Consider the following 12,789-nt stretch of genomic DNA (forward strand, 5'->3'; position numbering starts at 1 on the left):
GCCCCTGAGCCCGGGCGGGGCCCTCGCCCACCGGCCGCCGCACGGAGCCGTCCGCCGCTGCCGCGGCCACCCGCGGAGCCGTCCCCCGCCGCCGACCGCCACCCGCGGAGCCCTCCGCCACTGCCGCCCCTCAGGTCACGGGCCGGACGCGGAAGTCAGCGCGGCCTCCATCACGGCCCGCGCGATCGGGGCGGCGGCGCTGTTGCCGCTGATGTCCCCCCGGTCCGCCGCCGCGTCCTCGACCACCACCGCGACCGCGACCGCGGGCAGCGGCGCGCCCTCGGCCCTGGCCCAGGAGATGAACCAGGCGTACGGCGTGCCCGCGTTGCCGAGGCCGTGCTGCGCCGTGCCCGTCTTGCCGCCGACCACCGCGCCCGGGATGGCCGCGTTCCGGCCCGTTCCCTCCCGCACCACCTTCACCATCAGCTCCTGGAGCCGCAGCGCGGTGGCCGGGCTCATGGCCCGGCCGAGGGTCTGCCGGCCGACGCGGCGGACCTGGTCCCCGTCGTCCTGCGTCGTCCGGTCGATCAGGTGGGGCGCCTGGAGCTCGCCGCCGCCCGCGACCGCGGCCGCCACCATCGCCATCTGCAGCGGGGTCGCCTTCGTGTTGAACTGCCCGATCGAGGACAGCGCGAGCTGGTCCTGGCTCATGTCGGTGTCGAAGTTCGACCGGGACACCCAGGACGGCACCTTGAGCCGCCCGTCGTTGAACCCGAAGCGCTCGGCCGCCTCCACCATCGCCCGCAGCCCCACCCGTACGCCGATCTTCGCCATGACGGTGTTGCACGACCACTGCACCGCCTCCGCCATCGAGGCGTCCCGGCAGCCCGTGCCGGCGTTCGGCAGCAGGGTCCTGGTCCCGGGGAGCGGGTACGGGTCGGGGGTCTCGGTCGGCGCGTCGACGTCGGTGACCGCACCCGAGTCCAGCGCGGCCGCGGCCGTCACGATCTTGAAGGTGGAGCCCGGCGGGTACGTCTCGCGCAGGGCCCGGTTGAGCATCGGCTTGGCCGGGTCCGCGTTCAGCCGCGTCCACGCCTCCCTGACGCCCGTACCGGTGCCGGACAGCACGGCGGGATCGTAGGAGGGGCTGCTGACCAGGGCCAGGATCTTCCCGGTGGCCGGCTCCACGGCGGCCACCGCGCCGCGCTTGCCCGCCAGCCCGTCGTACGCGGCCCGCTGCATGCCGGCGCGGACGGTGGTGGCCGCGTTCCCGCCGCCCGGTCGGCCCCGCGACAGGTCGTACCAGAGGGGGAAGGCGGAGAGCCCGGGGTCCGTGCCGGACAGCACGGCGTCCTCCGCCCGCTCCACGAAGCTGGTCCCGTACGTCTGGGAGGAGAAGCCGGTCACGGGGGCGTAGAGCGGGCCGTCGCGGTACGTCCGTTCGTAGCGCAGCAGTTGCCCGCTGTCGCGGGAGCCGGTCACGGGGCGGTCGTCGACCAGGATGTCCCCGCGCGGTTCGGCGTACCGCGCGATGGCGGGGCGCTTGTTGGCCGGGTCGGCGCCGTAGGCGGCGGCCTCCCAGACCTGCACGCGGGCGAGGTTGACCAGCAGCGCGACGAGCAGCAGGGCGCAGAAGTACGCGCACCAGCGGATGTAGCGGATCACCCGGCGCCCTCCTCTGCGGGGCGGGGCCTGCGGGAGCTGTCACTGAGCCGCACCAGCAGTGCCACGATGATCCAGTTGGTGACGACGGACGAGCCGCCCTGGGCCAGGAAGGGCATGGCCATGCCGGTGAGCGGGATCAGCCCGGTGACGCCGCCGGCGATGACGAACACTTGGAGCGCGATGATCGAGGCGAGGCCGGTGGCGAGCAGGCGGCCGAAGGGGTCGCGCAGCCACAGCCCGGCCCGGAAGCCCCGGGCCACGAGGAGCCCGTAGAGCAGCAGGATCGCGGTGAGTCCGACGAGGCCGAGCTCTTCCCCGGCGGTGGCGAGGATGAAGTCCGACTTGGCGGCGAAGCCGATGAGGAAGGACTGGCCGTTGCCGAGCCCGGCGCCGAGCAGGCCGCCCGCGCCGAAGGCGAACAGGGACTGGGCGAGCTGACCGGGGCCCTCGCCGCGCTCGATGGAGGCGAAGGGGTTCAGCCAGTCGTCCACCCGGCTGTGCACGTGCGGTTCGAAGGTCCCCACCGCGTACGCGCCGAGGGCGGCCAGGACCAGGCCGATCGCGATCCATCCGATGCGGCCGGTGGCCGTGAAGAGCATGATGACGAACAGCCCGAAGAAGAGGAGCGAGGTACCGAGGTCGCGCTCCAGGACCAGCAGCCCGACGCTGAGCAGCCAGATGGTCAGGATCGGGCCGAGGACCCGGCCGGGCAGGAGGCGCAGCTTCCAGAAGAGCCGGCGGCCGGTGAGGGCGAGGGCGGTGCGGTTGGCGGCGAGGTAGGAGGCGAAGAAGACGGCGAGCAGGATCTTGGCGAACTCGCCCGGCTGGAAGGACAGTCCGGCGAACCGGACCCAGATGTGCGCGCCGTTGACCGCGGGGAAGAAGACGGGTACCAGCATCAGCGCGAGCGCGGAGGTCACGGAGAGGTACGCGTACCGCTGGAGCACCCGGTGGTCGCGCAGCAGCACGACGACGAGGACGAACAGGGCCGTCCCGAGCGCGGACCACAGCAGTTGGTCCCCCGCGGTCGGATGCGCGGGGGTGGTCACGTCCAGGCGCTGGACGAGGACGAGGCCGAGCCCGTTGAGCAGGACGGCGATCGGGAGCAGCAGCGGGTCGGCGTACGGGGCCCGGAACCGGACGGCGAGGTGCGCGACCAGGGCGAAGGCGGCGACGCCGCCCGCGTACCGGGCGGCGGGGCGGGGCAGGTGACCGGTGGTCGCGAGGCCGACGTACAGGTGCCCGAGCACGGCGATCAGGACGGCGCCGGCGAGCAGCGTCAGCTCGACGCCGCGGCCGGTGCGGGTGGCGGCGCCGGGGGGCGGTGGCGCGGGCTCCGCCACCTTCGCCGTCAGAGCGGTCATACGGGAAACGTAGCAAGCAGAGGGATGCTATGTCCGCTTATGTCATAGTGTGCCGAAGAGTCGTCAGAATCGGTCAGGTGTGAGGAGCCCAGACGCATGGGACCTGTGGAATTCATCGTCCTCGCCTTCCCCGAGGAGCAGCTGCGCGTACCGGCCGTCGAGGCCGTGATGGGGCTGCGGAAGACCGGGGTCGTCCGGCTGATCGACGGGCTCGTGGCCACGCACACGGCGTCGGGCGAGGTGCTGGCGGCGGAGTTCGACGAGTTCGTGGAGCTGCACGGCCTCCTCACCGGCCGCGACGTCGCCCGGCTGATCGGACCGGAGGACGTCCAGGAGGCGGCGGAGCTGCTGGAGCGCGGGAGCTGCGCGCTGCTCCTGGTCGTCGAGCACGTGTGGGCCGAGGACGCGGCGGTCGCCGTCCGCGCGGCCGGCGGCCGGATCGTCGGCTCGGTCCGCATTCCGGTGGACCGCATGCCGGCGGAGCCCCGGGCGGGGGTCGCCTGATGTTCATCCGCCCGCTGCACACGACGGTGACCCCCGCGGACCGCCCGGCGGGCCGCCCCCTGCTGCGCGGCCTACTGACCCGCGCCGCCGCACCCCCGCCCCCGGGCCTCCTCACCCGCGGCGTCCGGGCCGCCGCCGAGCCCCCCTCCCCGCCGGAACCGCCCTCCCGTCCGGAGCCCCCCGCCCCCGAACCGGACCCCCGCCCCGAGGACGTCCCCCCGCCCCCGGAGCCTGCTCCCGCGCCCAGCCCGGGCCTGGCGGCCGACCTCGCCCAACTGGCCGCCCTGGCCCGCGAGGGCCTCCTCACCCCGGACGAATTCACCACGGCGAAGGCGCACCTCCTCCATCCCTGACCCCCGCCGGCGGGCTCCCCTTCCCGCCGCCGAACGGATGACCCCCGTACGACCGGCCGATACGGTTGGGCGATTTGTCATACCGGGCGTGGCAGCATCGGCCGCCTCGGAGGTGATCCCATGTCACATCGGCCGCTGCCCCCCGCCCCCGGCGCCCGCGCGCTCCGCGCCACCCGCGCCGCCTGCGTCGCCGCCGCACTCCTCGTCGTCGCACCCGCCCCGGCCGCCCGAGCCGAACCCCCGCCGCCCGCAGGGGGCGCGGAGTCCGTAGGCGCGCTCCTCACCCGCCTCCGGGGCCTCTACCAGAAGGCCGAGGAGGCCACCGAGGCCTACAACGCCACCGAGGCCGCCCTCGGATCCCGCGCCGCCGACGAGCGGCGGCTCAGCGCCGAGCTCGGCAAGGTCCGTACCGCGCTCGCTTCCGAGCGGGCCCTGGCGGGACAGCTCGCCCGGGAGCAGTACCAGAGTGCCCGCGGCCTCTCCCCGTACGCCCGGATGCTGCTCGCCGGCGATCCGCGGGCCGCCCTGGACCAGCGCCGCCTCGCCGCGCGCGAGGGCGCCCGCCGGGCAGCCGTGCTGCGCCGCCTCGCGCGCGGCGAGAAGGCGGCCGGCTCCCTCGCGGTCGAGGCCCGCAAGGCCCTGGACGCCCAGCAGTCCCTGGCCGAGCAACGCAGGACGAGCAAGGAGGAGGTCGCCCGGCAGCTCAAGGAGGTCGAGCGGACGCTCGCCGCGCTGACCCCCGAGCAGCTCGCGCAGCTCGGCGCGCGGGAGGCCGCGGACACCGCCGAGGCGCAGCGGCGGCTGGTGGATTCCGGCCGACTGCCCGCCCGTACCGGTACTCCCACGGCCGCCGGTGGCGCGGCCCTCGCCTACGCCGCCGCCCAGATCGGCAAGCCGTACGTCTGGGGCGCCGAGGGGCCGGCTTCCTTCGACTGCTCCGGTCTCACCTCGCAGGCCTGGGCACACGCCGGCCGTGCGATCCCGCGGACCAGCCAGGAGCAGTGGGCCCGGCTCCCGAAGGTGCCGCTCGACCGACTGCGCCCGGGCGACCTGGTGGTGTACTTCCCCAAGGCCACGCACGTCGGCCTGTACCTCGGCGACGGCAAGGTGATCCAGGCGCCGCGGCCGGGCGCGAAGGTCAAGGTCTCGCCGATCGCCGCGAACCCGCTGCTGGGCGCCGTCCGTCCGGACCCGCAGGGGACCCCGCTGACGGAGTTCACCCCGCCGCCGCTGCCCGAGGCGCCGGCGGCGGGCGACGACAGCGGCTACTCCGCCGAGGAGGCCCCTCCCGAGGCGGATCAGCCCGAGGACTCGGCGGGGGCCTCCGCGGACGGACCGGCGCCCGACACCGATTCCGCCACCTCGGCCAGGTAGTCCGCCGCGTCCTGCGGGTCGTAGAAGTACCCGTCGAAGTCGGCCGGGTTGTCGAAGCCGTTGGCGAACCGATCCGCCACCGGCTGGAGCTGCCCGGCCGCCCCGATCAGGTTCAGGACGTGCTCCGGCGGGACGCCCAGCATCGCGTTCGTCCACTGGGTCACCGGCTTGCCCGTGGTGAACCAGTACTTCTCGAACGTCGCCTTCATCCACGCCTCGTCGAACGGCTTGTCGCCGTGCATCAGGATCGACGAGAGGTACGAGGCGGCGCACTTGGCGGCGGAGTTCGAACCCTGCCCCGTGATCGGGTCGTTCGCGACGACCACGTCCGCCACGCCGAGGACCAGGCCGCCCCCCGGGAGCCGGCCGATCGGATTGCGGACCACGGGCGCGTACCGGCCCGCCAAGGTGGCGCCCGCGTCCGTCAGGTCCACCTTGGTGGCCCGCGCGTACTCCCAGGGGGTGAACCGCTCCATCAGGTCCAGCGTGAGCGCCAGGTGCTCCCCCGGGTCCTTGACCCCGTTGAAGGCGTCGACCGGGCCACCGGGCACGCCCTCCCAGAAGAGGATGTCCGCCCGGCCCGAGGTGGTGAGGGTCGGCATCACGAACAGCTCGCCGACGCCCGGCACGAGGTTGCAGCGGACGGCCTCCGTCTGCGGGTGCTCCGGCCGCGGGCCCAGCCCGTGCACGTAGGAGACCGCGAGCGCGCGCTGCGGGGCGTCGTACGGGGAACGCGCCGCGTCCCGCCCGAACATCGAGACCAGCTCGCCCTTGCCCGCGGCGACCAGCACCAGGTCGTAGGTGCGGGAGAAGTAGTCGAGGTCGGCGACGGAGGCGCCGTGGACGACCAGCTGCCCGCCGCGCTGCGCGAAGGTGTCGAGCCAGCCGGCCATCTTCACGCGCTGGTCGACGGATTGCGCGTACCCCTTGAGGCGGCCGAGCCAGTCGATCGGACGGGAGCCGTCCGGGGCGGCGACGGAGACGCCCAGCCCCTCGATCCTCGGGGCCTGCCGGTCCCAGAAGTCGATGGCGAGATCACGCTCGTGCTGGAGCGCCGTGTCGAACATGCACTGCGTGGACATCACCCGCCCGGTGCGTATCTCGTCCGGCGTCCGGTTGGACATGAGGGTGACCTCGTACCCCTTGGACTGCAGTCCGAGGGCGAGCTGGAGACCGGACTGACCGGCTCCGACGACGAGTATCTTGCGCATCTGGGTTCTCGATTCGGGGCTAGTGCGGCGGTGGACCGGGACCGGGCTACTCGGGGGTGCTGTCCAGGGCGTGGCCCACCAGGGTCAGCAGGGACTCGACCACGGTGCCCCGTTGCCGTGCGTCCATGATCACGACCGGTACGTGGGGCGGCACCGTCAGCGCCTCGCGCACGTCCTCGGGCTCGTAGGCGCGCGAGCCCTCGAAGTGGTTGACGGCGACGGCGTACGGGAGGCCGCAGCTCTCGAAGTAGTCGAGGGCGGGGAAGCAGTCCCGCAGCCGGCGGGTGTCGGCCAGCACGATGCCGCCGATGGCGCCGCGCACCAGGTCGTCCCACATGAACCAGAACCGCTCCTGGCCCGGGGTCCCGTACACGTACAGGACGAGGTCGTCGTCGAGGGTGACGCGGCCGAAGTCCATGGCGACGGTGGTGGTGTGCTTGTCCGGCGTCCCGGACAGGTCGTCGGTCGTGACACTGGCCTGGGTCATCACCGCCTCGGTGCGCAGCGGGGTGATCTCGGAGACGGAGGAGACGAAGGTGGTCTTGCCGACGCCGAATCCACCCGCCACCAGCACCTTGACGGCGACGGGCGCGCGGGAGCGGTCGTACTGCCAGGGCTGTGCGGGCTCGGAATCGGCCGACCCGGACACAGCGGCCTCGGACACAGCGGCTTCGGACACAGCGGCTTCGGAGAGGCTGGATTCAGAGACGGCGGAGCCCACTGAGCACCCTTTCCAGCAGCGCGCGTTCGGGGCGGCCGGCGCCGTGCCCCGTCCCGTAGACGCGGATCCGTCCCTGGTCGGCGAGGTCGCTGACCAGGACGCGGACCACACCGAGCGGCAGTTTCAGCAGCGCCGCGATCTCGGCGACCGTGCGCATGCGGCGGCACACCTCGACTATGGCCCGCATCTCGGGCATGCGGTCGGGCTTCTGGGGCTCCGGCTTCGAGGCGGTGTCCAGGGCGGCGACGAAGGTCTCGACGAGCAGGACTTGCGCGAAGCGGGTGCGGCCGCCCGTGAGGGAGTACGGGCGGACGCGGGCGGGGCGGCGGTCGGCTCCGCGTATCGGCAGCCGGTCGGAGGCCGTACTCCTCACGGGGTCTTCTCCATCGACTGGCGCAGCTCACTGCGGACTTCGGGGGTCAGGACGTGGCCGGCGCGGCCGACGAACAGGGCCATGTGGTAGGCGACGACGCTCATGTCGCAGTCCGGGGTGGCGTGCACACCCAGCAGTGAACCGTCGCTGATCGCCATGACGAAGACGGAACCGTGCTCCATCGCCACCATGGTCTGCTTGACCGATCCGCACTCCATCAGCGAGGCGGCGCCGGCGGTGAGGCTGCCGAGGCCGGAGACGATGGTGGCCAGGTCGGCCGAGGCGCCGCGCGGGCCCTTGGCCGGCCGGGTCGGCCGGGCCGCCTCCGCCGCGCCCGTGCCGGGATCGGAGGAGAGCAGCAGCAGGCCGTCGGAGGACACGACGGCGACGGAGTTGACGCCGGGCACCTCCTCGACCAGGTCGGTCAGCAGCCACTGCAGGTTGCGTGCCTGGGTGCTCAGTCCGTACGTACTGGGCGCGGTCATGTGCGTGCCTCCTGTGCGGTGTCCCCCTGGTCGGTCGGCCCCTGTCCCTGCCCCCGGGCCTGAACATGGTCCTGGACGTCGTCCTGCGCGTCCTGCGCGTCCTGCGCCTCCGACGCGTCCTGCGGCGCGTGGTCGCGCGCGAGCTCGGCCGCGACGACGCGGCGCCCGTCCTGGGCCCCCTGGTAGAAGCCGCCGAGGCGGCGTCTCAGCTCGTCGGCGTCGACCCGGCGCGGCGGCTCGGTCCGTACGGGCTCCTCGGCGCGGCCGGTGCCGACGGTGCGCGGGGTCCGCTTGGGCAGGCCCTTGTCGGTGACGGCCTCCTCGGAGTCCGTCCCGTGCGCGGGATGGCTGCCCTGGCGCGGCACCCAGTTCTCCTCGGCGGCGGCGTGGCTGTGCGGGTGCGGCTCGGGCTCCGGCGCCAGGTCCGGGTCCGGGACGAGCGGTCGCTCGTGGGAGGCCGCCGGGTCCTGGACGGTGAACACCTGCTCGGCGGGCGGCAGCTGGGCATCGGCACCGGGCTCGAAGGCGAGCGGGGCATCGGGCACCACCCTGGCCAGCAGCTCCTCGGCGGCGGCCGGCTCGGGGGCGCCGTCCCGGGCGTCGAACGGGAGGCCGTCCGCGTCCGTGCCCGACTCCCGCACGGCGTCCGAGTCATGGCCCGAGGGGCTCGCGAGCCCCTCCGGCTCCGCGGGGTCCGCCGGCCGCGGTTCGTCCGCGGGGGCGGACGGCGCCGCCGCGACCGGCTCCGCCTCCGCCGCGTTCTGCGCGGCCTCCGGGCCGCGGGCCCGCGACGGAAGGGTGTTCTCGTTCGCCTCCGCGATCACGCCCGGCAGGCGCAGCGCCGGCGCGCCCGGCGTGGCGAGGCTGTGGACGGGGGACGCCGGCGGGGTGGCCGGCAGCAGCGCCGCCGGGACGACCACGAGGGCCTCGGTGCCGCCGTGCCGGGCGGCGCGCAGCTCCGCGGTGACACCGTGCCGGGCGGCGAGCCGCCCGGCCACGTACAGGCCGAGGCCCAGGCCGTGTTCCGCCTCGGGTTCCTCGTCGTACGCGTCGGGCGACGACAGCCGCAGGTTCAGCGATTCCAGCCGGTCCGCGGTGACGCCGATGCCCTCGTCCACGACGGACAGCACCACGTTGCCGGAGTCCAGCGTCCAGCCCGACACCTTCACCTTGGCGTCCGGCGGCGAGAACGTCGTCGCGTTCTCCAGCAGTTCGGCCAGGACGTGCGAGATGTCGTCGGCCGCGTGCCCCGCTACCTGCGTGTACGAGGGCAGCGCCGCGAGGTCGACGCGCTCGTAGCGCTCGATCTCGCTGACGGCGGCCCGCATGACGTCGACCAGCGGGACCGGCAGGCCCTGCCCGTGGCCGTGCTCCTGACCGGCCAGGACCAGCAGGTTCTCGTTGTGCCGGCGCATCACGGTCGCCAGGTGGTCCAGCTTGAAGAGGGTCGCCAGCCGGTCCGGGTCCTGCTCCTTGGACTCCATCTCCTCGATGACCGCGAGCTGGCGCTCGACCAGGCCCAGGGTCCGCAGCGACAGTGAGACGGAGGTCGTCGACATGTTGCGGCGGTGCTCCTCCAGCCCGGCCCGCAGCGTGCCCAGCTCCTCCTCCAGCACCTCGCGGCCGGCGGCCAGGGCCTCGTTGCGGCCGATGATCCGCCGCCGGTCGGCGTCGAGCCCGGCGATCCGGGTGTGCAGGGAGACCGTCTGGTCCCGTACCGCGTTCAGGTGGCGGACGACCTCGGCGAACTCGTCGTTGCGGCCGGTGAACCGGACCGGTTCCACCGAGCCCTCGGGAGTCGCCAGCCGCGCCGCGCCCCGGCGCAGGACGGACAGCGGGCGGGTCAGCGAGCGGGCCACGGCGGTCGATACGCCGACCGTGACCAGGAACAGCGCGCCGAGCAGTCCGATCAGGACCTCCAGCCGCGTCACGTCGTCGTCCCGCAGCGCGGCGAGCGATGAGGCCCGCTGTCCGGCGAGGGTGGACTCCACGGACCGGATCCGGTCGACGCGGGCGGTGAGCGCGGACCCGAGGGCGGCCGGATCGGTCCGGCGGTCGGCGGTGGTGAGGGTGGGCCGGTCGGTGAGCCGCCCGAGGAAGTCCTCGGCGGTCTTGACCTCGGGTCCGGTGACGGTGGCGGCGAGGGTCTGGCGCACGTCCGGCCGCGCGACCCGCGCGAAGTCGTCGAGGGCGGCCTGCTCCCGTACGCGCGAACGCTGGGCGGCCGTGGTGAGTTCGTCGGCCACCGCCGAGTTGGGGAGCTGCTCGCCGCGGGGGACGGCCAACGCGGCGAGCAGCAGTCCGCGGGTGGCCGAGGCCTGTTCCACGGCCTGGCCCAACGGAGCCAGCGGGCGGGTGGTGGCGAGGGCGGCCTCGGCGCGCGGCGGGGTCAGCTCGGCGAGCCGGTCGCCAGGGGCGAGGACTTCCGAGATGACCCCGGCGTAGGCCTGGTGGGCGGCGAGGGCGCTGCCCTTGCCGTCGACGGCCTCGGTGCGGACGGCCTGGACGCGCCCCAGGGCGCGGGCGAGTTCCTCGTCCGCCTCGGCCCGCACCTCGGCGATCTGCCGGTCGGTGCGGGCGGTGCGCTCCTGGACGGGGCCGCGGGCGGCCCCGGGGCGGCCCTTGGCCGCGTACTCGACGACGGCGTCGCGCTCGTCGCCGAGGAGGTGCGCCAAGGTGAGGATCTGCCCGGTCTGCTCCGCGAGGTTGACCAGGCGCTGGGAGTCGTTCAGTTCCGTCGTGGCCGAGACGACGGCGGGGGCACCGGCCGCGAGGACGGTGAGGCCCGCGACGGCCACGCCGACGACCAGCCTGCTGCGCACGCGAACGCGCCGCCCTGCGGGGGCCGGGCCGTCGGTGGCGGTGCCGTTCTTCCGAGACCGCTTCTTCTGCACCGGTACTCGCAATCCTGTACGTGGGCTCTGGCTCGTCTACTCGTGTGGCCGAGGTAACGGCCGGTCAACAAGTAAACGCTCCCTGCCCCCTCGTACCGCCTCAGACCCTTGCAGTGTGATGGGGAGAGAGCCGTACATCGCCCGCCCCGCCACCTGAACGAGTGAACATCACGGATTAGTTGGCGACCAACTCGGACACCCCGTGTCAGAAGGCCGTCCGTGGACGGGTGGTTGAAAGATCGATGCGGCCTTTGGCAGGATGCCCGCCCACATGCGCCGCGGACCGGTGCGCCCTCCCGGTGCGCGGCCGGTCGGACGGGTCCGGGCGGCGGCCGCTGCGGTACGTACCTGATCGGGCACCCCTGCACCCTGCCGGGCAGAATGTCCGTATGCGCATCGACCTCGCATCGACCCCCGGCGACCCGGAACGCCCCAATGAGGACTGGCTGTCGGCCGCGATCCCCGCCTCGGGCGGCGGTGTCCTGGTCGCCCTGGACGGGGTCACCCCGCCCCGCGGCGAGGACGGCTGCGTGCACGGAGTGCCGTGGTTCACGGCGCGACTCGGCGGCCGATTGACCGAACTGTCCGGATCGCGACGGGACATGCCGCTGGGCCGAATCCTGGCCGAAGCCGTCCGCGGCACGGCCGAGGCACATCGTGACACCTGTGACCTTTCTCACATCCGTACGCCGCAGGCGACGGTGGTCGTCGTCCGCTGGGACGGCTCGTACGTGGAACACCTGGTGCTGTCGGACTCCGTGCTGCTCCTCCAGGCGCCGGCGGGCGATGTGACGGCGGTGCTCGACGACCGGCTGGACCTGGTCCCCCGGGAAGTGCTGCGCTCGGTGGCGGCGACGGACGCGCTGCGCAACGCGGAGGGCGGCTTCTTCACGGCGGCGGCGGATCCGGCGGTGGCGGCCCGGGCGGTGACGGGGCGCACCCCGAGGGAGCGGGTGCGGGCGGTGGCGGTGCTCACGGACGGCGCGAGCCGGTGGACGGACACGTTCGGGGAGGGCGACTGGGGCGCGTGCGTGGCGGTGCTGCGCAAGGAGGGCGCGGCCGGCCTGATCGGCCGGGTCCGCGCCATCGAGTCCGATCCGGCCCGGCCACCGGCCCGGCACAAGCGCCACGACGACGCGTCAGCCGCGTACGCGGAGCTGTAGCGGCGCGGCGCCCGCCGGGTTCCGCACGCCACGACTGCGTCCCGGGACCGGCGGGCAGCGCGAAGGACGTGCCCTTCACCTCGGCGGCTCGGGCGGCCTGCGCCTACTCCGCGCCGGCGTTCAGTTGGTTGAGCAGTCGGGCCAGTTCCGCCACTTCGCCGCGGTCCCAGTCGGCGAGCTTGCGCATGTACTGCTCGCGCCGGGCGTCCCGTACCCGCAGGAACCGTTCGCGGCCCTCCTCGGTGAGGCCGACCAGGAAGGCCCGGCCGTCGGCGGGGTCCGGTTCGCGGGCGACCAGGCCGAGGACCTCCAGGGCCCGGAGCTGCCGGCTCATGGTGGCCTTCCCGACCCCGAAGTACGCGGCGAGCTCGGTGGCCCGCTGCCGCCCGGCGGCCTCCAGGCGTACGAGCAGTCCGTACGCGGCGGGCTCCAGCTCGGGGTGGAGGGCGCGGGCCATCTCGCCGGAGGAGGCGCGGGCGCGCCGGAGGAAGACGGACAGCTCCCGCTCCAGGGCAAGGAACTCCTGGTCTTCGCTCCCGTGCACGTCCCGCTCCTTCACTGGTGGGTGACACCCGATGGGCGCCCGATGGGCGCCGGACGGCGGCCCGTGGATGGACGCCCAGTATTTCGCAGCGGGCCCGCCGGGGCCCCGGGACCCCACCGGAGCGGGACCCGGGGCCATACGTCCGGCGGTGCTGGCGCCCTCGCGGGCAGCCGACCCACCGGACCCCGGACCCGGCCG

The 12,789-nt window shown here is 74.4% G+C and carries 12 protein-coding genes; 4 read left to right on the forward strand and 8 right to left on the reverse strand.

The window, feature by feature from the left end:
- Positions 1–135: 135 nt before the first annotated feature.
- The gene (locus tag ACWFQ8_RS01820; RefSeq protein ID WP_453784207.1) at positions 136–1,605 is read right to left on the reverse strand and encodes a penicillin-binding transpeptidase domain-containing protein; all 1,470 of its coding nucleotides are present in this window, start codon (positions 1,603–1,605) and stop codon (positions 136–138) included.
- Entirely contained in the window at positions 1,602–2,969 is a 1,368-nt protein-coding gene (locus tag ACWFQ8_RS01825; protein ID WP_453784208.1) for an FtsW/RodA/SpoVE family cell cycle protein, read from the reverse strand. The genes ACWFQ8_RS01820 and ACWFQ8_RS01825 overlap by 4 nt, the downstream gene beginning before the upstream one ends.
- A 96-nt stretch (positions 2,970–3,065) precedes the next feature.
- Between ACWFQ8_RS01825 and ACWFQ8_RS01830 the strand changes: the two genes are divergently transcribed.
- The 3 genes from ACWFQ8_RS01830 to ACWFQ8_RS01840 all read left to right on the forward strand — a co-directional run bounded on the left by ACWFQ8_RS01830 (position 3,066) and on the right by ACWFQ8_RS01840 (position 5,200).
- Positions 3,066–3,473: a DUF6325 family protein gene (locus tag ACWFQ8_RS01830; protein WP_453784209.1), complete on the forward strand. Its 408-nt coding sequence runs from the start codon at positions 3,066–3,068 to the stop codon at positions 3,471–3,473.
- A complete protein-coding gene (locus ACWFQ8_RS01835; RefSeq protein WP_453784210.1) occupies positions 3,473–3,826 on the forward strand; it encodes a hypothetical protein in 354 nt (117 codons plus the stop codon). Before ACWFQ8_RS01830 ends, ACWFQ8_RS01835 begins: the two co-directional genes overlap by 1 nt.
- Positions 3,827–3,946: 120 nt before the next feature.
- Positions 3,947–5,200 carry an NlpC/P60 family protein gene (locus tag ACWFQ8_RS01840; RefSeq protein ID WP_453784211.1) on the forward strand — a complete coding sequence of 418 codons (1,254 nt, stop codon included), beginning with the start codon at positions 3,947–3,949 and terminating at the stop codon, positions 5,198–5,200.
- Here the strand turns inward: ACWFQ8_RS01840 and ACWFQ8_RS01845 are convergent.
- The 5 genes from ACWFQ8_RS01845 to ACWFQ8_RS01865 are packed head-to-tail and all read right to left on the reverse strand — an operon-like array spanning position 5,125 to position 10,812.
- Positions 5,125–6,411: a styrene monooxygenase/indole monooxygenase family protein gene (locus tag ACWFQ8_RS01845; RefSeq protein WP_453784212.1), complete on the reverse strand. Its 1,287-nt coding sequence runs from the start codon at positions 6,409–6,411 to the stop codon at positions 5,125–5,127. The two genes, ACWFQ8_RS01840 and ACWFQ8_RS01845, sit on opposite strands and share 76 nt — an antisense overlap.
- 46 nt (positions 6,412–6,457) lie before the next feature.
- Complete coding sequence (locus tag ACWFQ8_RS01850) at positions 6,458–7,090, reverse strand: GTP-binding protein (RefSeq protein WP_453784213.1); 633 nt, start codon at positions 7,088–7,090, stop codon at positions 6,458–6,460.
- A gap of 22 nt (positions 7,091–7,112) precedes the next feature.
- Positions 7,113–7,505 carry a DUF742 domain-containing protein gene (locus tag ACWFQ8_RS01855; RefSeq protein WP_453784214.1) on the reverse strand — a complete coding sequence of 131 codons (393 nt, stop codon included), beginning with the start codon at positions 7,503–7,505 and terminating at the stop codon, positions 7,113–7,115.
- Positions 7,502–7,990 (reverse strand): roadblock/LC7 domain-containing protein, encoded by a 489-nt coding sequence (locus tag ACWFQ8_RS01860; RefSeq protein ID WP_453784215.1) that lies wholly within the window; start codon positions 7,988–7,990, stop codon positions 7,502–7,504. Before ACWFQ8_RS01860 ends, ACWFQ8_RS01855 begins: the two co-directional genes overlap by 4 nt.
- Positions 7,987–10,812: a nitrate- and nitrite sensing domain-containing protein gene (locus tag ACWFQ8_RS01865; RefSeq protein WP_453784216.1), complete on the reverse strand. Its 2,826-nt coding sequence runs from the start codon at positions 10,810–10,812 to the stop codon at positions 7,987–7,989. The genes ACWFQ8_RS01860 and ACWFQ8_RS01865 overlap by 4 nt, the downstream gene beginning before the upstream one ends.
- A 461-nt stretch (positions 10,813–11,273) precedes the next feature.
- Here ACWFQ8_RS01865 and ACWFQ8_RS01870 point away from each other — a divergent pair, with 461 nt between their 5' ends.
- Positions 11,274–12,047, forward strand: a complete 774-nt coding sequence (locus ACWFQ8_RS01870) for a hypothetical protein (protein WP_453784217.1) — start codon at positions 11,274–11,276, stop codon at positions 12,045–12,047.
- A gap of 103 nt (positions 12,048–12,150) precedes the next feature.
- On the opposite strand, the gene ACWFQ8_RS01875 is transcribed toward ACWFQ8_RS01870, so the two are convergent.
- Positions 12,151–12,606 carry a MarR family winged helix-turn-helix transcriptional regulator gene (locus ACWFQ8_RS01875; RefSeq protein ID WP_453784218.1) on the reverse strand — a complete coding sequence of 152 codons (456 nt, stop codon included), beginning with the start codon at positions 12,604–12,606 and terminating at the stop codon, positions 12,151–12,153.
- Positions 12,607–12,789 lie beyond the last annotated feature (183 nt).

This window comes from Streptomyces sp. NPDC055254, from assembly GCF_053606025.1.